At 69.8% G+C, this 22,116-nt stretch carries 21 protein-coding genes and 1 pseudogene; 7 read left to right on the top strand and 15 right to left on the bottom strand.

Annotated elements, in window-relative coordinates; all coding sequences use genetic code 11:
* The first annotated feature begins 162 nt into the window (after nt 1-162).
* Entirely contained in the window at nt 163-921 is a 759-nt protein-coding gene (locus DY245_RS10275) for an ABC transporter permease (protein ID WP_128505828.1), read from the top strand.
* Between the two features lie 227 nt (nt 922-1,148).
* Nucleotides 1,149-1,730 carry a TMEM165/GDT1 family protein gene (locus DY245_RS10270; protein ID WP_128505825.1) on the top strand — a complete coding sequence of 194 codons (582 nt, stop codon included), beginning with the start codon at nt 1,149-1,151 and terminating at the stop codon, nt 1,728-1,730.
* A gap of 393 nt (nt 1,731-2,123) precedes the next feature.
* Here DY245_RS10270 and DY245_RS10260 read toward each other — a convergent pair whose 3' ends face one another.
* From DY245_RS10260 to DY245_RS10250, 3 genes are all read right to left on the bottom strand, one after another.
* Nucleotides 2,124-2,591, bottom strand: coding sequence for an SRPBCC family protein (locus DY245_RS10260; RefSeq protein WP_181923604.1), 468 nt, complete (start codon nt 2,589-2,591; stop codon nt 2,124-2,126).
* Between the two features lie 221 nt (nt 2,592-2,812).
* A complete protein-coding gene (locus DY245_RS10255; RefSeq protein WP_128505821.1) occupies nt 2,813-3,475 on the bottom strand; it encodes an HAD-IA family hydrolase in 663 nt (220 codons plus the stop codon).
* Nucleotides 3,476-3,778: 303 nt separating this feature from the next.
* Nucleotides 3,779-4,882 carry a peptidoglycan-binding domain-containing protein gene (locus DY245_RS10250; protein WP_244942964.1) on the bottom strand — a complete coding sequence of 368 codons (1,104 nt, stop codon included), beginning with the start codon at nt 4,880-4,882 and terminating at the stop codon, nt 3,779-3,781.
* Nucleotides 4,883-5,126: 244 nt separating this feature from the next.
* Here DY245_RS10250 and DY245_RS10245 point away from each other — a divergent pair, with 244 nt between their 5' ends.
* Nucleotides 5,127-7,205 carry an MFS transporter gene (locus DY245_RS10245; protein ID WP_128505818.1) on the top strand — a complete coding sequence of 693 codons (2,079 nt, stop codon included), beginning with the start codon at nt 5,127-5,129 and terminating at the stop codon, nt 7,203-7,205.
* A gap of 24 nt (nt 7,206-7,229) precedes the next feature.
* On the opposite strand, the gene DY245_RS10240 is transcribed toward DY245_RS10245, so the two are convergent.
* From DY245_RS10240 to DY245_RS10230, 3 genes are all read right to left on the bottom strand, one after another.
* Nucleotides 7,230-7,763 (bottom strand): GNAT family N-acetyltransferase, encoded by a 534-nt coding sequence (locus tag DY245_RS10240; RefSeq protein WP_128505816.1) that lies wholly within the window; start codon nt 7,761-7,763, stop codon nt 7,230-7,232.
* 104 nt (nt 7,764-7,867) lie between these two features.
* Entirely contained in the window at nt 7,868-8,197 is a 330-nt protein-coding gene (locus tag DY245_RS10235) for an antibiotic biosynthesis monooxygenase family protein (protein WP_128505814.1), read from the bottom strand.
* A gap of 59 nt (nt 8,198-8,256) precedes the next feature.
* Nucleotides 8,257-8,799 carry a DUF2000 family protein gene (locus DY245_RS10230; protein ID WP_244942963.1) on the bottom strand — a complete coding sequence of 181 codons (543 nt, stop codon included), beginning with the start codon at nt 8,797-8,799 and terminating at the stop codon, nt 8,257-8,259.
* Between the two features lie 67 nt (nt 8,800-8,866).
* On the opposite strand from DY245_RS10230, the gene DY245_RS10225 reads away from it, so the two are divergent.
* On the top strand, nt 8,867-9,718 hold the full coding sequence (locus DY245_RS10225; protein ID WP_128505812.1) for an AraC family transcriptional regulator: 852 nt from the start codon (nt 8,867-8,869) through the stop codon (nt 9,716-9,718).
* Between the two features lie 31 nt (nt 9,719-9,749).
* Here DY245_RS10225 and DY245_RS10220 read toward each other — a convergent pair whose 3' ends face one another.
* The 4 genes from DY245_RS10220 to DY245_RS10205 all read right to left on the bottom strand — a co-directional run bounded on the left by DY245_RS10220 (nt 9,750) and on the right by DY245_RS10205 (nt 14,689).
* A complete protein-coding gene (locus DY245_RS10220) occupies nt 9,750-10,913 on the bottom strand; it encodes a DUF2330 domain-containing protein (protein WP_244942962.1) in 1,164 nt (387 codons plus the stop codon).
* A 210-nt stretch (nt 10,914-11,123) separates the two neighbouring features.
* Complete coding sequence (gene proP, locus DY245_RS10215; RefSeq protein WP_128505809.1) at nt 11,124-12,638, bottom strand: glycine betaine/L-proline transporter ProP; 1,515 nt, start codon at nt 12,636-12,638, stop codon at nt 11,124-11,126.
* 502 nt (nt 12,639-13,140) lie between these two features.
* On the bottom strand, nt 13,141-14,157 hold the full coding sequence (locus tag DY245_RS10210; RefSeq protein WP_128505807.1) for a CU044_5270 family protein: 1,017 nt from the start codon (nt 14,155-14,157) through the stop codon (nt 13,141-13,143).
* On the bottom strand, nt 14,150-14,689 hold the full coding sequence (locus DY245_RS10205; protein WP_128505805.1) for an RNA polymerase sigma factor: 540 nt from the start codon (nt 14,687-14,689) through the stop codon (nt 14,150-14,152). Before DY245_RS10205 ends, DY245_RS10210 begins: the two co-directional genes overlap by 8 nt.
* A gap of 85 nt (nt 14,690-14,774) precedes the next feature.
* On the opposite strand from DY245_RS10205, the pseudogene ctaD reads away from it, so the two are divergent.
* Both ctaD and DY245_RS10195 read left to right on the top strand, forming a co-directional pair.
* Nucleotides 14,775-16,394 (top strand): annotated as a pseudogene (ctaD, locus tag DY245_RS10200) (aa3-type cytochrome oxidase subunit I); the annotation flags it as partial.
* Between the two features lie 149 nt (nt 16,395-16,543).
* Nucleotides 16,544-16,879: a hypothetical protein gene (locus DY245_RS10195; RefSeq protein ID WP_128505801.1), complete on the top strand. Its 336-nt coding sequence runs from the start codon at nt 16,544-16,546 to the stop codon at nt 16,877-16,879.
* A gap of 122 nt (nt 16,880-17,001) precedes the next feature.
* Here DY245_RS10195 and DY245_RS10190 read toward each other — a convergent pair whose 3' ends face one another.
* The 4 genes from DY245_RS10190 to DY245_RS10175 all read right to left on the bottom strand — a co-directional run bounded on the left by DY245_RS10190 (nt 17,002) and on the right by DY245_RS10175 (nt 20,429).
* Nucleotides 17,002-17,721 (bottom strand): hypothetical protein, encoded by a 720-nt coding sequence (locus DY245_RS10190; RefSeq protein ID WP_128505799.1) that lies wholly within the window; start codon nt 17,719-17,721, stop codon nt 17,002-17,004.
* Between the two features lie 171 nt (nt 17,722-17,892).
* Nucleotides 17,893-18,240 carry a DUF6114 domain-containing protein gene (locus DY245_RS10185; protein ID WP_128505797.1) on the bottom strand — a complete coding sequence of 116 codons (348 nt, stop codon included), beginning with the start codon at nt 18,238-18,240 and terminating at the stop codon, nt 17,893-17,895.
* The gene (locus DY245_RS10180) at nt 18,231-18,851 is read right to left on the bottom strand and encodes a DUF6230 family protein (RefSeq protein WP_128505795.1); all 621 of its coding nucleotides are present in this window, start codon (nt 18,849-18,851) and stop codon (nt 18,231-18,233) included. The genes DY245_RS10185 and DY245_RS10180 overlap by 10 nt, the downstream gene beginning before the upstream one ends.
* Nucleotides 18,852-19,196: 345 nt before the next feature.
* Nucleotides 19,197-20,429 carry a cytochrome P450 gene (locus DY245_RS10175; RefSeq protein ID WP_128505793.1) on the bottom strand — a complete coding sequence of 411 codons (1,233 nt, stop codon included), beginning with the start codon at nt 20,427-20,429 and terminating at the stop codon, nt 19,197-19,199.
* Nucleotides 20,430-20,668: 239 nt separating this feature from the next.
* On the opposite strand from DY245_RS10175, the gene DY245_RS10170 reads away from it, so the two are divergent.
* A complete protein-coding gene (locus DY245_RS10170) occupies nt 20,669-21,838 on the top strand; it encodes a steroid 3-ketoacyl-CoA thiolase (RefSeq protein WP_128505791.1) in 1,170 nt (389 codons plus the stop codon).
* Here the strand turns inward: DY245_RS10170 and DY245_RS45200 are convergent.
* A partial coding sequence (locus DY245_RS45200) for a hypothetical protein (protein ID WP_425329364.1) occupies nt 21,826-22,116 on the bottom strand: 291 nt, incomplete at its 5' end. The two genes, DY245_RS10170 and DY245_RS45200, sit on opposite strands and share 13 nt — an antisense overlap.

Below are 22,116 nucleotides of genomic sequence, written 5' to 3'. Positions count from 1 at the left end.
CATGGTGACGATGTGGGGTTGCCATGGGATGGGCACCAGGTAACAGGGTGGCGACATGCCCACGTCAGTTCAAGGGCTGACGGAGTGCCATAAGTGAATAACGGCACTCCGGTTGAGTCGCTCCCGCGCATGCGCCCCCTGTGGTCCCCCTACAGTGATCGCGTGCTGCTGCCGGTCAACGTCACCCTCGGGGTCGTCCTCGCCGTCCTGCTGGTCGTCGCCGTGACCGTCGCCGCACTGGCGCACCTCGGCCATGCCCGGGCCATCGCCGTCGCCGGACTGCGCGCGGCCGCCCAACTCGCCGCCGTCTCCTACCTCATCGGCTGGGTGGTCCACGAGGTCCCCTGGCTGCTGTGCTTCCTCGCGCTGATGTTCACGGTGGCGGTACGGACCGCGGGCCGCCGGATCACCCAGAACCGCACCTGGTGGTGGGCCGCCGCACCCATCGCCGCCGGGGTCGTCCCGGTCGTCGGCCTGCTGCTCGCGACCGGACTGGTGCCGCCGCGCGGCCTCAGCCTGATTCCCGTCAGCGGCATTCTCATCGGCGGCGCGCTGACCGCCACGGTCCTGGGCGGGCGGCGGGCGCTGGACGAGCTGGAGACCCGGCGCGGGGAGTTCGAGGCGGGGCTCGCGCTCGGGCTGCTGGACCGCGACGCCCGGATGGAGGTCGCCCGCCCGGCCGCGTCGGATGCGCTGCTGCCGGGGCTCGATCAGACCCGGACGGTGGGGTTGGTCACACTCCCCGGGGCGTTCGTCGGCATGCTCCTCGGCGGCGCCTCGCCCGTACAGGCCGGTGCGGTACAGCTGTTCGTCCTGGTGGCCCTGTTGGCGGTGCAGGCGGTGGCGTGCGCGATGGTGCTGGAACTGGTCGCGCGCGGATTGCTGCACCGCGTACCCTTGAAAACAGCAGAAGGGGAGTAGCTCTCTGCCGGACCGTCGACATAATGCCCTCCCGTCGCCCGACCACCGCCCTTGGTGGAGCGCGTTCCACGCGCTGTGACGACGTGGCGAGCCGGCGCCCGGAGCGCGGTACGTATCCATACCGCGCCAGCGAGACCTTCGGCCGCAGTGTTTGACGCTGCCGTGCCGAAGCGACCCCTTTCCCGGGCCCCTTTGGTGCGGCCCGACCGATCGAGGTATTCCACCCCGTGTTCAGCTTGACCGTCGCCGCTGTCGTCTTCGGCGTCATCTTCCTCGCCGAGCTGCCCGACAAGACCGCTCTCGCCGGCCTGATGCTCGGCACCCGCTACCGCGCCTCCTACGTCTTCGCCGGTGTCGCCGCCGCCTTCCTGGTGCACGTCGCGCTCGCCATCGCCGCGGGCAGCGTGCTCACCCTGCTCCCGCACCGCCTCGTCCAAGGGGTGGTCGGTGTGCTCTTCCTGGCGGGCGCCGCCGTGCTGCTGTTCAAGAAGCACGACGACGAGGAAGAGGTGAAGAAGCCCGCCGACCAGAGCTTCTGGAAGGTCTCCGGGGCGGGCTTCATGATGATCCTGGTCGCCGAGTTCGGCGATCTGACCCAGATCATGACCGCCAACCTCGCGGCCCGTTACAACGACCCCCTCTCGGTCGGCGTCGGCGCCGTCCTGGCCCTGTGGGCCGTGGCGGGCCTGGGCATCCTGGGCGGCCGTACGCTCATGAAGCATGTCCCGCTCAAGCTCATCACCAAGATCGCGGCGGGGGTGATGGCGCTGCTGGCGGGGTTCAGCTTGTATGAGGCGGTTGTGGGGTGAGGTGAGGTGAGTCTTGGGGGCAGGTTTTCCCGGCGGTCCGGGGGCGTGGGTTTCTTCCTGCTGGCCCGGGGCGTGGGTTTCTCCCTGCCGGCCCGGGGCTGAGGTTTCTCCCTGCCGCCCCTGGGCCCCCAGGTTTTTCCCTGCCGCCCCTGGGCCCCCAGGTTTTTCCCCGCCGCCCACGCCCCCAGGTTTTTCCCCGCCGCCCACCCCCCTTCGGGGGGTGGGCGGGTGTAGTGAGGCGGTGTCGGCTTTTGGGTGCGGCGTCAGGTCCGCCCTCGGCCCCCCTGTCAGGCCTGCCCCCCCCCGGCTGTCAGGCCCGCCCCTGCCGTCAGGTCCGCCCCTCGCCGTCAGCCCCGCCGGCCGCCGTGCGGCGGATGACGTCCAGGGTGTTGCTCACCGTGCGCCGCATATTGCTTCGCAGCTGCTCCTCCGTCGCCCGACCGCCGCCGCCCGGAGGGGACGGGCTTCGCGCCTCCGCTCCGGATCCGGGTCACCGGCGTCGTCCGCCATCGGCCCCGCCGTCATCTCGCCGATGAAGGTGAGGGTGAGCGCCCCGGCTGCGTCCTCGCCGATCACGTTGTGGATCACCCAGGCGGCCCGGTCGTCGGCGCGGGAGAAGGAGACCCGCTCCTTGGGGGTGAAGGTGACGTCCTCCCGTATGGCCTCGCCCTTGACGACGACCTCCCGGACCAGCCCGTCGGAGGCCCGCTCCAATACGGTGCAGGCCTCCATGCCGGGGACGAACGGCACCGCGTTCTCGGCCTTGCGCAGCAGGCCCGCCCACACCTGGTCGCGGTCCAGCGCCGGCTGATCCGGTGCGGCGGGGTCATTGACGGGCAGGGTGACATCGACGCGGATCACGATGATTCCAAGGGGCGCGGGTGGGGCGGCGGATGTGCTGCCGGGCGGTGGCCCGGCAGCAGCGATCCTGCAACCTCAGGCGCGGTTGAGGTCAAGCGATCTTGGGTGGGCGCCGACGCGCCGTAACGCGTTTCGTGCGCCGTGATCGCGCCTGCCCCGGAGGCTCCTCGGCGTCTTCCGGAGTCTCCTCGGTGTCTTCCGGAGTCTCCCCGGCGGCTGCCTCAGCCCGTGATGTGTACGGCGATCGTGCCGTCCGCCAGCGGCTCGACGCGGATCTGGGTCAGGTCGCGTACCTGCGCCGTGGGCGCGGACGCGGCGGCGCGGTCGCCCACGCCGACCACCCGCATGCCTGCCGCCCGACCTGCCTCGATGCCCGCCTCGGAGTCCTCGAAGACCAGGCAGTCCTCGGGGGCGAAGCCCAGCTCGGCGGCGCCCTTGAGGAAGCCCTCGGGGTCGGGCTTGCTGGCGCTCACGCTCTCCGCGGTGATCCGTACGGCGGGCATCGGCAGCCCGGCCGCGCCCATCCGGGCGTCGGAGAGCGGGATGTCGGCGGAGGTCACCAGGGCGTGCGGCAGATCGGCGAGGGCGGCCATGAAGGCGGGCGCGCCGGGGACCGGCACCACGCCGTCCACGTCGGCGGTCTCCTGCTCCAGCATCCGGCGGTTGTCCGCCAGGTTGAGTTCCATCGGGCGGTCCGGGAGCAGCACGGCCATCGTGGCCCAGCCCTGCCGGCCGTGTACGACCTTGAGGGCCTCGTCCGCATCCAGCCCCTGCTCGGCCGCCCAGCGGCGCCAGCAGCGCTCGACGACGGCCTCGGAGCTGACGATCGTGCTGTCCATGTCCAGCAGCAGGGCGCGGGCGGTGAGCGTGGTGGTGGCCGTCATCGGCGGGCTCCTGAGCGCTACGGGCGAACGGACGGTGCGGACCGTACGAGCGGAAGGACAAGGCGGTTCCGCCCGCCGGTCAGGGAGTGCGGGCGGAACCACTTTGTTTGCTCACGATACAAAACGCTTCCGGGTCTCGACAACCGGGCCTGGTCAACGCGCCGGGTGAAGGCTCCCGTGAAGGGCCCTGTGAAGGGTCCACGGCCCGCTTTCCACAGCCGTCATCCACGGCCCGTCGCCCCCTCTATCCACCTGGTCCACGGCCCGTCGTCCCGTCTACGCCAGTGGTTCACCACCCGTGAACTACGGCTCCCGCGTGCGCGACTCCAGAGAAGCTCGGGTCTGCGCTCCGTAGACACCGTCCGGGTCGCCCTGCACCCCGTAGGCCTGCTGGTAGCGCGACACGGCGCCCCGTACGTCCGCGTCGTAGCGGCCGTCGTCCGTGCCCGGGTACAGCGCCAACTGCCGCAGCCGCCCCTGCAGCTCCACCACCTCCGGGCCGCTCGATCCCTCGCGCAGCACGATCGGGCCGGTGGGTGGCGCGCTGGGGCCGGGGGCGCTGGGGGAGGCCGTGACGCTGCCGGACGCCTGGGTGGGGGCGGGGGGAGGCGGCGCCGCGGTCCGGTAGAGCTTCACGGTGGCCTTGGGGGCGTCGATGCCGGTCGCGCCCGACGACGGTGAGCGGGGTGCGGAGGGCGACGCGGGGGCGCCGGTCCGGGTGGGGGCGGTGTCGCCACTGGTGGGGAAGGCGGCGGTGGGGGAGGCCGTGCCGCGGTCGGGTGGGGCCGCACGGTCCTGCCTGCCGCCGGACAGGGCATCGGTGCTGATCAGGACCGCGGCGGCGGCCACTGCCGCCCCGGCGGCCACCAGGACGGCCGGAAGAGAGCGCTTACGGCGGGGAGCGGGGGCGGAGGCGAGGGCGGCCGGCTCCTCGGCGGCCGAACTGACGGTCCTGGAGGTCGGGCCGGAGCCGCGGCGCACTCGGGGCATCAGGGGCTCATCACCGGAGGCGGCGAGGAACAACGGATCGGTGGCGAACGACGGATCGGCGGCGAACGACGAATCGGCGGCGATCGGCGGATCGGCGGCGCCGGGCGACGTGTCAGCGGCGGAGAACGGACCGTCGGCCGCACCGGCGGCGATGTGCACCGCCGCGTCCACCCCGGGTAAGTCGTCCAGCCGATCGCCTCGTCCGGTGCGGGTATCGCCCGCCCCGCCCGCCGCGCCGGCATCGCCCCCGGCGCCTTCGTCCCCGCCCCCGCCCCCGTCCTCGTCGGGCAGTGACACGTACGGCCGTATGCGCAGCGGATCAAAGTCGTCCGCATCGACCGCCGCACACAGACAGGTCGGCCGGCCGTCGCCGCGTACGGGGGCGAAGCAGTGCGGGCATGTCGGTAATGCCGTCACGAGTGGTCCCCTCCCTGGAGGCCTCGAACAGGCAGCGATTATCCAGACGCCCCGCCCGTCCGCGCAGGCGCTCAAGGACATCCGCCCGGCATACCCCAGGTGTCCCGTGTGTGACCGCGGATGCCGATCGTCGCTCGGCGGGCCATATCCGGTGGAAACGCCCAGGATGGAATAAATCCGAAGGGCCTCCCTATGGGGAAGGCCCGGCACCGCAATGGACACTCCGGAACCGAGGGAGACGCTCATGGCGCAGGAGACCAGCGCTCCTGCCGTCCCCGGCGAGAGCCGGTCCCGGCGGACCGTCCTCGTCGCGATCGGCGCGCTGTTGCTCGGCCTGCTCATCGCGGCGCTCGACCAGACCATCGTCGCCACCGCGCTGCCCACGATCGTCAGCGATCTCGGCGGCCTCGACCACCTCTCCTGGGTGGTCACCGCCTACCTCCTGGCCTCGACGGCCGCGACGCCCCTGTGGGGCAAGCTCGGCGACCAGTACGGCCGCAAGAGGCTCTTCCAGACCGCCATCGTGATCTTCCTGATCGGCTCCGTGCTGTGCGGCATCGCCCAGGACATGGGCCAGCTGATCGCCTTCCGCGCCCTCCAGGGGCTGGGCGGTGGCGGTCTGATCGTGCTGTCGATGGCGATCGTCGGCGACATCGTGCCGCCCCGCGAACGCGGCAAGTACCAGGGCCTGTTCGGTGCCGTCTTCGGCGGGTCGAGCGTCCTCGGGCCGCTGCTCGGCGGGCTGTTCGTGGACCATCTCAGCTGGCGTTGGGTGTTCTACATCAACCTCCCCATCGGCGTGATCGCGCTCGCCGTCATCGCCGCGGTGCTGCACATCCCGCGCCGCCGCACCCCGCACCGGATCGACTACCTGGGCACCGTCGTGATCGCCGCGGTCGCCGCCTGCTTCGTCCTGATGACCTCGCTCGGCGGCGTCACCTTCGCCTGGGGCTCCTGGCAGATCATCGGCTTCGGCGCGCTCGGCGTCGTACTGCTCGGTGCGTTCGTCCTCATCGAGCGCCGGGCCGCCGAACCCGTGATTCCGCTGCGCCTGTTCCGGCTGCGCACCTTCACCCTCACCGCCGTCATCGGCTTCGTCGTCGGCTTCGCGATGTTCGGCTCGATGACGTACCTGCCGACGTTCCTCCAGGTCGTACAGGGTGTGACGCCGACCCTGTCCGGTGTGCACATGCTGCCGATGGTGTTCGGCATGCTGCTGGCCTCCACCGGCTCGGGGCAGATCGTCAGCCGCACCGGCCACTACAAGGTCTTCCCGATCGCCGGCACCGCCGTAGTGGCCCTCGGTCTGCTGCTTCTGCACCAGCTCGACCCGTCCAGCAGCGTCGCCGAGATGAGCGCCTACTTCTTCGTCTTCGGCTTCGGGCTCGGCCTGGTCATGCAGGTACTGGTGCTCATCGTGCAGAACGCCGTCGGGTACCAGGACCTGGGCGTCGCCACGTCCGGAGCCACCTTCTTCCGCTCCATCGGCGCCTCGTTCGGCGTCTCCATCTTCGGCACGATCTTCACCAACAATCTCCGTCCACGCATCGCGGACGCGGTCGCCGGAGTGCAACTGCCGCCCGGCGTCGGCCCGTCGAAGATCGCCGAGGATCCGCGGATCGTCGCGCAGCTGCCGGCCCGGCAGGCGGCCGGTGTGCTGAACGCCTACGCCGTCTCGATCACCGATGTCTTCCTCTACGCCGTCCCGCTCGTCCTGGTCGCCTTCGCGCTGGCCTGGTTCCTCAAGGAGGAGCCGCTGCGCAGCAGCGTGACCGCCCCCGACACCAGCGAGGTGCTCTCCTCCAACCCCGTCGAGCGCTCCTCCCGCGACGAGTGCGCCCGCGCGCTGTCCAAACTCGGCAGCATGGAGGGCCGTAAACACATCTACGAGAAGATCACCGCACGGGCCGGCCTGGACCTCAAACCGGCCGCCAGCTGGGTGATTCTGCGCATCCATCGCTACGGCTCGGTGGAACCGGGGCTGCTCGCCGAGCGCAGCACCGTGCCGCTCGGCGTGATCTCCGAGAGCGTCCGCCAGATCGAGGAGCGCGGGCTCGCCACCCGCGAAGGGCTGTTGCTGCTGCTCACCGACCGCGGACGGGAGGTCGCCGACCGGCTCTCGGCGGCCCGTCAGCAGTCGCTCGCGCAGATGCTGGGCGACTGGTGGACCAAGGACCGGCCCACCGACCTCACCGAGCTCGTGCAGGAGCTGACCGCGGAGCTGTGCGGTTCGGACGCGGAGGAACCGCACAACGGAGATGCCCGGCCACCGCTGCCGCGCACCCATCCGCCCACACCGCGGCCGCCCGACCTCGCGAAGTGAGCCCGGCCGACGCCTGGTTGGCCGCTAGTCGGCCCACGGTTCCCCGTCCAGCCGCTTCTCGAAGAAGATCTCCGCGTAGTTGTCGTCGTGGTACGGAGCGATCTCGACGAAACCGTGCCGCCTGTAGAGCGCGATGGCCTCCACCAGGTCCAGCCGGGTGTCCAGCCGGATCCGCTCGGCGCCCAGCTGCACCGCGACCCTCTCGGTGGCCGTGAGGAGCCCGCCCGCGCCGCCCAGGCCGCGCTTGGCGGGACGTACGAACAGCTGCTTGAGCTCGGCGGTGCGCGCGTCCAGCAGCCGCACTCCGGCGCAGCCCGCCACGGCATCACCGTGACGGGCGACCAGCAGAACGCCGTGGGGCGGCGTCAGATCGGCGCTGGGGTACTCCGCCAGCCCCTCGTCGATCTCCTCCGGTGTCGAGCGGCGCCCCTCGTACAGCTCGAAGTAGCGGTCCGCCACCTCGGTGTAGTACTCGCGCAGCAGGGCCCGGGCCTCCGGTGAGTCGACCGGTTGCGCGGCGACGGCCCAGGGGAGACGGAGGGTGGCGGCGTCACTCATGGCGTCATTGTTGCGCCCGGGACGGCGTGGCACGCAAGGGATTTGCGTGCCACGAGACGCCCTGACGCCCTGACGCCGGGACACGAGGACGCCGCCGGGGGCGATCAGCCCTGCTTCGGCCCCGCCTGCTGCACCACTTCGAAGGACCACAGGGTGGAACCGGACGCGGCGGGCTTGGGCCGCTCGCCGCCCTCGGCGCCGCCACCCTGGTGCGCGGCCTTCATCGGGCCCTCCATCCAGGCCTGGAACGAGGCCTCATCCCGCCAGCGGGTGTAGACGAGGTACTGGTCGGTGCCCTCCACAGGGCGCAGCAGCTCGAACCACTCGAAGCCGTCCGAGGAGTCCACGGTGCCGGCGCGCGCCGCGAAGCGCTTCTCCAGGACCTCACGCTGCTCGGCGGGCACGGTCAGAACGTTGATCTTCACGATGCTCATACCGCCCATCGTGCCGCACGGCCCTCAACGGACGCAGATCAGGGCCCGGCCCCCGGGTGTCATCCGTGCAGTTTCAGCCCCTTGGTGATCTTGTCGACGATGCCGCGCGGCCCGTAGACGGCAAGTCCCACCAGATCGAGGGCGTCGCCGGCCACCGCGCGCACCGCCGCCCGGTTGTCGTCGTCGTTGCCCGTCGTGAACATGTCGGCGGTGTACAGCGCGGTCGGTACGGCGCGGCTGAGCGCACGGGCGTGCGTACGGGCCAGCGACCCGGCATCGGCGGTGAAGCACAGCACCGGCTCCCGGAACAGCGCGAGGTAGTCCTGCCCGGAGGCGTCCTCGTAGCGCTTGCCCATGATGTCGTCGGAGGCGTGCGCGATGCCGCCGGCGAGAAAGGCGGTGACATTCAGCTTCTGCCAGACGGCGAGATCGTCCCGGACGATCACGGCGATCTTGGTGTCGAATCGGAGCGCGGAGGATGTGGAGGATCCGGAGGGCGCGGAAAGCCGGGGTGAGGCGGCGGAGGCGGGGGTGGCGGAGGTGGCAGAGCTGGCGGATGAAGCAGCGTGAGCAGCAGGGGAGTCGGAAGAAGTCGTCGTCATGCGGGGAGTCTCGTCCGCCATACGGACCGCGGTCTTGAACGCTGGTGCGGCGCGGCAGACTGGAACGATGAGCCGGCAGCAGGACGGGGACTGGGCGCGGTACTGGCGCGACCCGGACCGGCCCCTGGAAGCGATGCATGCGCACTTCGTCCGCCATGTCTTCCACCCGCACAGTCATGACGCCTACTCCTTCGCCGTGACCGAGACCGGTGCGCAGCGCTTCACCTGCCGGGGCGCGGGCCACACCAGCGCCGCCGGCATGGTGATGGCGTTCAATCCGGACGACCCGCACGACGGGGAGTCGGCCGTCGAACTCGGCTTCACCTACCGGATCATGCACATCGGCCCCGACGTCGTACGCGCCGTCCTCGACGATGTCACCGACGGCCGCGGCGTCATGCCGCTCTTCGACCGCCCGGTGGTCGACGATCCGGTGCTGGCCCGCGCCCTTCGCCGGCTGCACCCGGCGCTCGTCGGCGCCGCGGACCCTCTCGTACGGGAGGAGCGGCTCACCGCGGCCGTCGAGGCCATGGTGCGCCGCAACGCCTCCCGGGGCGCCGCGACCGCCGGGCCGCGCGAACTGCCCGTGGGCGCGCAGACCCGGGCGGCCCGGCGGGCCCGCGATCTGCTCACGGCGGCCTACGACCGGCCGCTGACCGCCCAGGACCTCGCCGACGCCGCCGGCTGCAGCCGTTTTGCGCTCTACCGGGCGTTCCGGGCCGAGTACGGCATGGCACCCAGCGACTTCCAGCGGCTGCTGCGACTGCGGCGCGCCCGCACGCTGCTCATCGACGGCCGCCCCACCGCCGAGGCGGCCACCGAGGCCGGCTTCGCCGACCAGGCGCACTTCCACCGCTGGTTCGTCCGCTGTTTCGGCGTCACCCCGGGCGCTTTCCGCCGGGCCGGCGCGCGGATCTGAAGCTGCCGGCCCCGTTGGCCCGTTGGCCCCGTTACGTCAGCGGCGGTGGCACCCGCACCGCGGCCGGCGGCGTCACGGGACGGCGCCGGTGCAGCCCGATCACCAGCGCGGCCGCCACCGCCAGGAGCAGCAGCGTCCCGCCGACCGTCAGCACCCAGACCGGGACACCGCCCACCACCAGCAGCGAGTACGTGTAGGTGACGCGCCGGAAGGGGGTGTCCTCGGGGGCGCGGAGCAATTCGTGGTCACCGGTGATGTGTTGGGGCTGCGGGAAGCTCTGATCGATGGCGGTCAGGAAGGTGCTGCCGGTGCCCTTGCCGCCGTTGGTGTCGTCGAGGTCGCGCAACGCCCCCTCGGGGTGGATCCGGCCCGCGAAGAAGACCTCGGGCCGGGCCCCGCCGATCGCGCCGCGCGGCTCCATCCGGTGCGCTGCGAGGACGTAAAGCCCCAGCGACTGCGGCGTCTTGGCGAGGCGGGAGAGCCGCATGGGGTAGACGAGCCGGTCGCTGGCGAAGGACAGCCGCAGTGGATCGAGGGTGCCTGTCAGACGGTGGTCGGCCCCGGCGGGGGCGAGCCGGATCGCCACGTACTCCCATCGCTGTGCCACATACGGACGGAGCTCGGCCGCCAGCGACGCGGGCAGCTGAAATCCGTTCGCCTTCAGCCAGTTGCGGAGCGCCGCGGGATCGGTGGCGGTCAGCCGGGCGACATCGAAGGGACCCAGGCGCTCGCGGCCGACCACCCCGACTCCGGGGCGCTCGGCGGCGGGAGGCGGGGCCGCGGCGCCGTCCGAGGTGTGCTTGAACGGCCAGTCGCCGCTCCGGGGCCAGAAGTAGTGGCGCTGCTCGACGGCCGGCGCGGTCAGCGAGGTGAGCCGGTCGAACAGCTCGGGGTCGCCCAGCTTCACCGTGGCCCGGTGCGGTACGGGCATGATCCAGGCGGCGTCGGGGGCGGTGCCGTCCACCGTCAGGCTCATCACGATCTGCTCGGTCTTCCCGTCCCAGCGCACCACCGAGGTCTCCCGGTGCACCGCCATGATGGTCTTCGGGTCGTGCACCATCGCACCGCAGCCACAGGCGTACGCCGGCCTGGCCAGCGACACCAGCTGCACGGCCAGCAACATCAGCACCACCACCAACGCACGCCGCCGCCCAGCGGTCCGCGCCGCGGCAGCCGGTCCGGTAGCCACACCCATCGTCGTCCCCCGTTCACTGCTCGCCGGTCAACGTGATCGGCAGCGACACAGACGGCGACGACGGGATGGCCGGTTCCCGGGACGCCGCTCCCCACCGGCCGGCCTTCCGGAGGAACGCCGAGGACCCGGCCGGAGGCGTCCGGCCGGGCCCTTCGTGCTTCTCGGCTCCTCAGTACTTCTCAGTACGAGCCCAGGTAGCGGCGCTGGTCGTCAGGCCGCCGCCGACCCGGCCGCGGCCGGGCGACCCGCCGCACGCAGGACCTGCTGCGCCTCCGCCTCGGTCTCGACGGCCGGCGGGGAGCCCGGCAGCGGCTTGCGGGCGGTCTCGGACATCAGCAGTACGGCGATGCCGCCGATCACGGCCGCCGCCATCATGTAGTAGGCGGGCATCATCTTGTTGCCGGTCGCGCCGATGAGGGCGGTGACCACCAGCGGAGTCGTACCGCCGAAGAGCGACACGGAGATGTTGAAGCCGATCGACAGGGAGCCGTAGCGCACCTTGGTCGGGAACAGCGCGGGCAGCGTGGCCGGCATCGTCGAGGTGAAGGCGACCAGCAGCAGTCCGAGCGCGGCCATGCCCAGCGCGATGGCGAGCAGCGACCCCTGCCGGATCAGCAGCAGTGCGGGCACCGACAGCACCAGGAAGCCGATGCAGCCCGCCGCGATGATCGGGCGGCGGCCGAAGCGGTCGCTGAGCCGGCCGGCGAACGGCTGGACGCACATCATCAGGACCATCACCGCGAGCACGACCAGCAGCCCGTGCGTCTCGTCGTACTTCAGCTCCGAGGTCAGATAGCTCGGCATGTACGAAAGCAGCATGTAGTCCGTGACGTTGAAGACCAGGACCAGCCCGATGCACAGCAGCATCGCCCGCCACTGACCGAAGATCATCTCGCGGATGCCGATCCGCTTCTCGGCCTCCCGGCGCGCCTTCTCCTTCGTCCGTGCCTCCTTCTCCAACTGGGCGAAGGCCGGGGTCTCTTCGAGCCGCATCCGCAGATAGAGGCCGATGATGCCCATCGGTCCGGCGATCAGGAACGGAATGCGCCAGCCCCAGGAGTTCAGGTCGTCGGTGGACAGCAGCGCGGTCATCAACGTGACCAGGCCGGCGCCGCCGACGTAACCGGCGAGCGTGCCGAACTCCAGCCAGCTGCCGAGGAATCCGCGCTTCTTGTCGGGCGCGTACTCGGCGATGAAGGTGGAGGCACCGCCGTATTCGCCACCGGTGGAGAAGCCCTGTACCAGGCGGGCGGCGAGCAGCAGGATGGGCGCCCCGACGCCGATCGAGGCGTAGGACGGGATCAGGCCGATGGCGAAGGTGCCCGCGGCCATCATGATCATGGTGATCGCGAGGACCTTCTGCCGGCCGATCCGGTCACCGAGCGGTCCGAAGACCATGCCGCCGATGGGGCGCACCAGGAATGCCGCGGCAAATGCTCCGAACGTCGACAGCAACTGCGCGGTCGGATTCCCGGACGGGAAGAAGACATGCCCGAGGGTGACCGCGATGTAGCTGTAGACGCCGAAGTCGAACCACTCCATCGCATTGCCGAGCGCGGCCGCCGACACCGCGCGCTTGACCATCGCGGGGTCGACGACGGTCACCTCGCCCGAGGTCTGCCGCTCCGGATCCGCCTTCCGGTACTGCTGCGGATCGGATGCGGCGTCGGCAGGACTGCCGACAGGGGTACGGGGCCCGGGTGCGACGGGGGACTGCGTCGGCACGTGTTCGCTCGCCTGCGCTTTCTTGGACGACTACATGACATCGCCCGCCATCGAGTGACGGGACGGAGCCCGCGCCATGGAGTGACGGGGCAAAGGTCGACCATAGGGGCAGACCGGATCATCACGGACAGTGCGCGAATGACCGCGCAGTCGCCCGTATACCCGCTCCTTGCAGGGGAAACTCCCCTTCGCAAAGCTTTGCTCGGGACTCAGGTCTGTGATCCATCTCGCGGCGATCGGCTGCAACCATTGCCGCGTTGTGACGCGCACCACGCAACAATCGGCGCCATCCGTGCGCACCCAACGTCATCACCGCGCGCACAAAGGGTCATCGCGAACGCAAGAAATGGTGCGGCGGGGCAATGCGCTGCGCCGCCGCACGAAAACGGCGCGGCGGCACACTGCCCCGCCGCGCCGGTATGGATCGTCGCGTTCTCTCAAGGATCGGCCATGAACGGCCACCCCGCCACTCGGGCGCCGGCCCCGCCTCCCGCCGTCCTCCTCACGGCATCCACGCCTCGTACGACATCACCTCCCCCGCCTTGATCTTGAAGTCGGGGAGGTCCTTGGTGAAGGTGACCTCCAGGCCCAGGAGTTGGCCGGTACGGGGATCGAGGATCACCATCTGCCGGGTGGCGTTGGAGGCGCCGTCGGGGCCGTCGTAGACATACGCCTGACCGCGCCGGCCCAGCCGGTCGGTCACCGTGCCCTCCTGTCGCAGCCCGTCCGCATCGGCCAGCATCCGTACGATGGCGGCCGTCTCCTTCGGCCCCGGCGTCCATTCCTGGCGGAACGAGGAGAGCGCCATCAGCAGTTGGGGCGTCGTGCTGGTGCCGTCCGCCCCGCCGTAGAGCCACCCCAGCTGTTCGCGCAGCGCCGCGGGGTCCGTCGCCGGCTTCGTACGGGAGGCCAGACCGCTGTGCTGCGCCTCCGAGCCCGCCGGATAGGTCTTGCGGTGCAGAACCTTGCCGTCGCTGACGGTCTGCCAGCGGCCGTCGTTGTCGTGGATCACCGGGCGGCCGGGGTGCCGCGGGTCGGTGGCCACGACGAGTTCCGAGCCGCTGCCGTCGGCGTTCCAGTGGGTGATGCGCTCCTCGGGCACGGTGACGGGCGGCGCGGCGTCCGGGCCGCTCTCCATGCTCAGGTACCAGCTCTGCAGATGGCTGCCACGGTGCGGCCCGTCCGAGGCGCCGGCCGCCCGTGCCCTGGCCTCCGCCCTGCGGGCGAGCGCGGCCAGCGATACGGAGCGGGCGTCGGAGTGCAGGACGAGCGCCACGGGCGCGGCGGCGGCCGGGCTGCTGCCGCCACCGGAGAAGGTGAAGGCGAGCGCGGCGACGAGGGCGAGCACCGCGGCCTCGGCACGCAGCACGAGCCGCCGTCCGGCCCGCCGTGTGCGCTTGCTGTGCAGCAGGCGATGGAGGCCGCGTTCGGCACGGGCGTCCAGCGGGCGGTCCTGCCAGGGTCCTTCGCCGGCCGGTACCGGATTGGCCGCGCGCAGCAGATCCAGTTCGTCAGACATTGCCGTCGCCTCCTGCTCGTACGGACACGGTCATCCGCGTACGGTCGATCTCCGCGCGTAGGCGGCGGCGTGCCCGGTGCAGCCGCATGGCCGCGGCGCTCTGACCACACCCGAGGGTCACCGCCAGCTCCTCGATGGTCAGTTCCTCCCAGGACGTCAGCCGCAGCACCTCCTGGTCGGCGGGGGAGAGGCGGGCCAGCACCTCGTGCACCCAGGAGCCGGGCCGCTCCGCGTCCGGACTGTCCACGGTCTGCTGCTGGTGCGCCGCCTCGTGGTTGCCGAGCCGGTGCAGCAGCCGCCGGTAGCGGCCGAGTCCCCGCACCGTATTGGCCAGACAGTTCCGGGCCACCGCGTACAGCCAGGGCAGCGGAGCGTCGGGGAGTTCGGCGCGGCGTCTCCAGGCTATGGAGAAGACCTCCGACACCACTTCCTCGACCTCGTGTGCCTGGCCGTCCAGCCGTCGCGCCACAAAGCGGCTGACCGCCCAGTAGTGCGCGCGATAGGCCTCGGCGAAGGCGTCGTCCGTGCTCATGAACCCTTGGTGTCCGGCATGGCCCCGATCTTCACACCTCCACCGGGTGAGACTTCACACCCGGTCGCGAAGGCCCTCGGCGCCCGTGAGCGGTGACGTTCACGACGGCCCCGGACACCTACGGGGCATGAAGCTTCCCGTGAAGTGGTTGACGACCACCGACCACAAGACCATCGGCACGCTCTACCTCGTCACCGCGTTCGCCTTCTTCTGCGTCGGCGGGCTGATGGCCTTGGTGATGCGCGCCGAACTGGCCCGCCCCGGCCACCAGATCCTGTCGAACGAGCAGTTCAACCAGGCGTTCACGATGCATGGCACGATCATGCTGCTGATGTTCGCGACGCCGCTGTTCGCCGGATTCGCGAACTGGATCATGCCGCTGCAGATCGGCGCGCCCGATGTCGCCTTTCCCCGGCTGAACATGCTCGCGTACTGGCTCTATCTCTTCGGCTCACTGATCGCGGTGGGTGGTTTTCTGACGCCTCAAGGGGCCGCGGACTTCGGCTGGTTCGCGTATGCACCGCTCTCCGATGCCACACATTCCCCCGGTATCGGTGCCGATATGTGGATCATGGGTCTGGCCTTCTCCGGTTTCGGCACGATCCTCGGTTCGGTCAACTTCATCACCACGATCATCTGTATGCGTGCGCCTGGCATGACGATGTTCCGGATGCCGATCTTCACCTGGAATGTACTGCTGACCGGTGTGCTGGTTCTGCTGGCCTTCCCGGTGCTGGCGGCGGCGCTGTTCGCGCTGGAGGCGGACCGTAAATTCGGTGCGCATGTATTTGACGCGGCCAATGGCGGTGCGTTGCTCTGGCAGCACCTCTTCTGGTTCTTCGGCCATCCCGAGGTGTACATCATCGCCCTGCCGTTCTTCGGCATCATTTCCGAGGTCATTCCGGTCTTCTCCCGGAAGCCGATGTTCGGTTACATCGGCCTCATTGCGGCGACGATTTCAATTGCCGGTCTCTCGGTCACGGTGTGGGCGCACCACATGTATGTGACGGGCGGCGTGCTGTTGCCGTTCTTCTCCTTCATGACGTTCCTGATCGCGGTGCCGACCGGTGTGAAGTTCTTCAACTGGATCGGCACGATGTGGAAGGGCTCACTGTCCTTCGAGACGCCGATGCTGTGGGCGATCGGCTTCCTGCTCACCTTCATCTTCGGTGGTCTGACCGGTGTCATCCTGGCCTCGCCGCCGATGGACTTCCATATCTCCGACTCGTACTTCGTGGTGGCGCACTTCCACTACGTCGTCTTCGGCACGGTCGTCTTCGCGATGTTCTCCGGTTTCCATTTCTGGTGGCCGAAGTTCACCGGCAAGATGCTGGACGAGCGGCTCGGAAAGATTACCTTCTGGACGCTGTTCATCGGCTTCCACGGCACCTTCCTCGTCCAGCACTGGCTCGGTGCGCAAGGCATGCTGCGTCGTATCCCCGACTATCTGGCCGCCGACGGCTTCACCACCCTGAACACCGTCTCCAGCATCTTCTCCTTCCTCCTCGGCCTCTCGATACTGCCGTTCCTCTACAACGTGTGGAAGACGGCGAAGTACGGCGAGAAGGTCGAGGTCGACGACCCCTGGGGCTACGGCCGTTCGCTGGAGTGGGCGACGTCCTGCCCGCCGCCGCGGCACAACTTCCTCACCCTGCCGCGTATTCGCTCCGAATCCCCGGCGTTCGACCTGCACCACCCGGAGATCGCACGAGAGATCGCAGCCACGACGGACGCCGAGGACGCCCGTACCCACGAAATCGGGGCACGTACGTGAGCGAGGGAACGCGAAGGGGTGGAGGAATGCGCAGCGGCGAGGTAACAGGGGCCGACAGCGGAATGCAGAGGGGCGCAGGGATGTCGATGGACCAGGCCATCAACGAGATCGAGGGATATCTCCTCTGGGAGGCGGAGAAGGACCGGGCCCGCACCCGCGCCAACGCCTTCTGCGCCGGTCTGCCCTGGCTCACCGACACCCAGCGGCGGGAGGTGGAACTGCGCTACTGCCAGGACCAGTGCGACGCCTCGCGCGCCTATCTGGAGCGCATCGCGGTCCGCAGCGCCACTCTGCGGACCGAGTACGAGAGCGTCTACCGGGCCCTTCGCCGCCGGCTGATCACCGCGTTCCTGAGCGGCACGGTAGCGGTGGCGGCACTGGTGACCGTGGCGGCGATCGTCCTGACCGCACACTGAGGGGAATTTCCCTGCCGAGGGAGTGACGCCCGCTCGCCGAACGACCGTCACCCGTCGCTCACCGGCGCTCAGTCGCCGTTCGACCTCCGCTCATCCTTGTTCGTCCTTCGCTCATCCTTCGCTCAGCCGGTGACGGTGATCTGGGAGGCGGGGTCGGTGGTGTCGCTGACCTTGTACAGGGCGTTGAACGTCGAGCTGGTCGCGCTGGTCGGGCAGCCGAAACCGCCCACCACCTTCACCGGTACCGAGGCATTGGTGAAGGTGAGGGTGGACGGTGCGCCATTGGTCCAGGTGCCGTTCACGGTCGCCGCGGAGGTCGGGGCCGCGGTCACCGTGCAGGACGCCAGCCCGCTGGTCTTGAGGACGAACCCGCCCGAGGGGATGGTCAGTCCGGCGGACGCCGGGTCCCCGTTCTGCATGGCCACACCCCAGCTGCCGCTCGTGGTCACGGTCGCGCTGACGCCGGGCATGCTCGTCATACACGAGCCGTAGGTGGCCGGGGTGATGGAACTGCTCACCGGGCCGGCCGGGTTCTGGTTGTCGGGCGCGGCAGGGACCTGCCCGCTGGATGTCGAGGTCGTACAGGTGACGGTCACCGATCCCGCGGTGAAGGTCGCCTTGCCGCTGAGCGCGGCAGTGAAGCTGTGACCTGCGGGGCTCACGGTTGTGGAGGCAGCGGCGGACGGTGCTCCGGTGGCCGGTGCCGTGCCGGGCTGCGCCGCCGCGTGACCCGGTACGGCGAGCGACAGCCCCAGGGCCGCGGCGATTCCCGTGCCGGTGGTGAGTAATGCGCGCTTATGGGGCGTGCGGGATGTCCGCCGGGCGGCGTGCGTCATCGTCATCGTGCTTCTCCTTCGCGAGGGGGTACCGGAGGTGCGGTGCAGTGCGGTGTGCAGTGCAGTGCAGTGCAGTGCGGTGCGGCGAGTGGCGCGGGCGGCAGGCTCGGCCCGTACACGTACACAAGCGTGGGGGTACGCGTACGGGCGTACGGGCGGGCGCCGGTCGGCAGGTGGCTAGGGTTCGGTGACCGGCTGCCAGGCAAAGATCATCGAGCCGCCGAGGATCCCGATGACCGTGCCGATCAGAAAGCCGCCGAGGTTGGACATCACCAGCGCGGCGGCCGCACACAGGACGGTCAGGACACCCGCGAGGCCCCGGTAGTGGGGTGCGAACCACGCCGCGAGACCCATCACGATCATCACCAGCCCCATCAGTACCGACGGGATACCGGCGATGCCCTGTTGCAGCATGATTTTCAGCGGCGCCAGTGGGATGGCGCAGATCTCGGCGCCGGCGACGACGGCCGCCAGACCGCCCCAGAAGGGCCGCCCCGTCCGCCAGCGCCGCCAGGTCAGAAGCATTCCTTCTTGCCCTTGGAGATCTTCATGCTCAGACCGGTGAGCTTGAACGTCCCCGCGTTGGTGGCCCAGGCGGTCTGCCGCAGCTTGCTGATGCTGACGTCGTCGGCCTGTTGGGCGAAGAGGTCCTGCATGCCCTGGGCGCTGGCCGGTCCCTTGTCGAGGGTGGAGGCGTCCCGGCCGATCTCGATGTTGTTGAAGGACGCATTGCCGGAGAGCTGGGTGGCGTCCACGAAGAGATTGCTCGCCTCGACGGGCCTGCCGCCCGTACCGGCGCTGAGGTTGAGCGAGATATCGCCGATGACCGGCAGGTGGGTGACGACCGACTGGCACAGATGGTGCAGTTGGGCGGTCTTGATGGCGGTGACGGCGACCGGCAGGAAGTCGCCCCTGGCGTTGGTGTCGACGCTGCCGTACTGGGCGAATCCATCGCCCGTGAGGCTGTCCGCGGACACCTTGAACTGCTGTCCCGAGACGGCGAATGAGGCCGCCAGCGCCCCGTTGGCCAGGGCGATGCCCAGGGCCGCGGTGCCGGCGAGGGCCGGGACGGACAGCACGGCGAACTTACGCCAGCTGATGCGTCCCGTGACAGGTCTGCCGTGTGCGTCCTTCATGGTGTGAGTCCCCTTCGAAGAGCGGTGGAGCGCACTGTCGAAACATGTGGGGGAGGGCGGGTGCATGGTGCTGAAGATGCGCGTGGGGAGCCCGGGGCGCGTGCGTACATATACACACGGCGCAGATGGGGGGATGTGCGGCTCTGGTCCACGCGCGCGGCTGAGCCGTGCGCAAACGTGGCGAACTGCCAATTGTTACTGGCGAGTTGAATGTAAGTCTGCCAATGCCTGCTGGCAAGGTTGAGCGAGGAACCGTTTTCGGACATAACGCGGCCCCGGTGGCCGTTGCCGACCACCGGGGCCCTTGTGTCCGCCCGCCGTGCCGCCCGGCGGCTCGACCGCCGGTCAGCCGTAGTGGACCCGCAGTTCCTTGACGCCGTTGAGCCAGGCCGAGCGGAGCCGGCGCGGGTCACCCGCCAGGGAGACGTCCGGCATGGCGTCCGCGATGGCATGGAAGATCAGGTTGATCTCCAGGACCGCCAGGGACTTGCCGAGGCAGAAGTGGGGGCCGCCACCGCCGAAGCCCAGGTGGGGGTTGGGGTCGCGGGTGATGTCGAACAGCTCGGGGCGGTCGAAGACGTCCGGGTCGTTGTTGGCGGAGGAGTAGAAGATCCCCACCCGCTGGCCCTTCTTGATCTTCGCGCCGCCCAGTTCGGTGTCCTGGGTGGCGGTGCGCTGGAACGAGACCACCGGTGTGGCCCACCGCACGATCTCCTCGGCCGCCGTCGCCGGGCGCTCGCGCTTGTAGAGCTCCCACTGGTCGGGGTGGGTGAGAAAGGCGTGCATACCGTGCGTGATGGCATTACGCGTCGTCTCGTTGCCGGCCACCGCCAACAGCAGCACGAAGAAACCGAATTCGTCGGAGCCGAGATTCCCCTCGTGCTCCGCTGCGACCAGCTGGCTGACGATGTCCTTGGCCGGGCACTCCTTGCGCGCCGCGGCGAGGTTCATCGCGTACGAGATCAGCTCCATGGCCGCGTTGGCGCCGACCTCTTCGGTGATGGCCAGTTCGGGATCGTCGTAGGCGACCATCTTGTTCGACCAGTCGAAGATGCGGGTCCGGTCGTCCTGGGGGATGCCGATGAGTTCGGCGATCGCCTGGAGGGGGAGCTCACAGGCGATGTCGGTGACGAAGTCCCCGGAGCCCTTCTCCCGCGCCTCGGCGACGATGCGCGCCGCCCGGTGGCGCAGCGCCTCCTCCAGGGCGCGGATGGAGCGCGGGGTGAATCCCCGCTGCACTATCTGGCGGACCCTGGTGTGCTCCGGCGGGTCCATGTTCAGCATGATCAGCTTCTGTACGTCGATCTGGTCGCGGGTCATCGACTCGTTGAAGCGGATGATCGAGGTGTTGAGGTTCGCGGAGAAGATGTCCGGTTTGGTGGACACCTCCTTGACGTCCTGGTGGCGGGTGACGACCCAGTAGCCGTCGTCGTCGAAGCCGGCAATGCCGTGTGGCTGGGCGTTCCACCACACGGGCGCGGTCTGCCGCAGCTGCGCGAACTCGGGGAGCGGAACGCGGGTCTGGTAGACGTCGGGGTCGGTGAAGTCGAACCCTTCGGGCAACGCTGGGCATGGCATCGGCGACTCCTGGTCCATCGAACTTCTGACGGTTCATCAGGTATGGGTCGCGGTGAAGGTAGTAACGAGTTCTACAAGTGGCAAGGGTCGCGGCGACTCCTGTTGCGGACAAGGGTGTTGCACGCCCCTTGCGCCCCGGGGAGCGGCTCATAAGACTGTTTGTAGAACTAGAACGCGTACTAGTTCTTCTTCCGTGGGTGCCGGGACGCCCGCGGACGCGAGGAGAGGACGAGTCAGTCATGGCCGCGGAACCCGTCATCGTCGAAGCCGTACGCACCCCCATCGGCAAGCGCGGAGGCGCGCTCGCCAACCTCCACCCCGCCTACCTCCTGGGGGAGACCTACCGCGAACTCCTCGCCCGTACGGGCATCCAGCCCGACTGCATCGAACAGATCGTCGGCGGCACCGTCACCCACGCCGGCGAACAGTCCATGAACCCGGTACGCAACGCTTGGCTCGCGATGGGCCTCCCGTACGAAACCGCGGCGACCACTGTGGACTGCCAGTGCGGCTCCTCCCAGCAGGCCAACCACATGGTCGCCAACATGATCGCCGGCGGCGTCATCGACATCGGCATCGGCTGCGGCGTCGAGGCGATGTCCCGGGTGCCGCTCGGCAGCGGCTCCAAGCACGGCCCCGGCAAGCCCTGGCCCGACGAGTGGAACGTCGACCTGCCCAACCAGTTCGAAGCGGCCGAACGCATCGCCCGCAACCGGGGGCTGACCCGCGAGAACGTCGACTCGCTCGGCCTGATCTCGCAGGAGCGGGCGGCCATCGCCTGGGGCGAGGAACGCTTCAAACGGGAGACGTTCGCCGTCCAGGTCCCCACCACGGAGGACGAACAGGCCGCGGGCCAGGGCATGTGGCGGCTGGTCGACCGGGACGAGGGGCTGCGCGACACCAGTATGGAGGCGCTGGGCGGCCTCAAACCCGTGATGCCGACCGCCGTCCACACGGCAGGCAACTCCTCCCAGATCTCCGACGGAGCCGCCGCGGTCATGTGGGCCTCCAAGCGGATGGCGCGCGCCCTCAAGCTCAAGCCACGGGCCCGCATCGTGGCCCAGGCGCTGGTCGGCTCCGATCCGCACTTCCACCTGGACGGGCCGATCGACGCCACCCGCGCCGTGCTCGGCAAGGCCGGGATGTCCCTCAAGGACATCGACCTCGTCGAGATCAACGAGGCCTTCGCCTCCGTGGTCCTCTCCTGGGCGCAGGTCTTCGAACAGGACCTGGAGAAGGTGAACGTCAACGGCGGCGCCATCGCCCTGGGCCACCCCGTCGGAGCCACCGGCGCCCGACTCATCACCACGGCCCTGCATGAACTCGAACGCAGGGACAAGGAATTCGCCCTGATCACGATGTGCGCGGGCGGAGCGTTGGCTACGGGGACGATTATTCAGCGGTTGTAGCGGTTGTAGCGGTTGTAGCGCTTGTAGCGCTTGTAGGGGTTGTAGGGGTTGGTTTGGGTGGTTGTGGCAGTCGGGGCGGGCGGGGTGGCTGTGGTGGTTGCCGTGGGGTGTGGTGGTTGCCGTGGGGTGTGGTGGTTGCCGTGGTTGAGGCGGCTGTTCTGTCGCGCCGCCCAACCGCGGTTTTGTTCTGCCCCGCCGCCCACCCCCGTTTTTGTTTTTTCCCCGCCGCCCACCCCCCTTCGGGGGGTGGGCGGGTGTTGTGGGTACCTTGCGGTGGT

Source organism: Streptomyces inhibens (assembly GCF_003389455.1).
Classification (GTDB): Bacteria; Actinomycetota; Actinomycetes; order Streptomycetales; family Streptomycetaceae; genus Streptomyces; species Streptomyces inhibens.
This window is presented reverse-complemented; position numbering and strand designations above follow the sequence as displayed.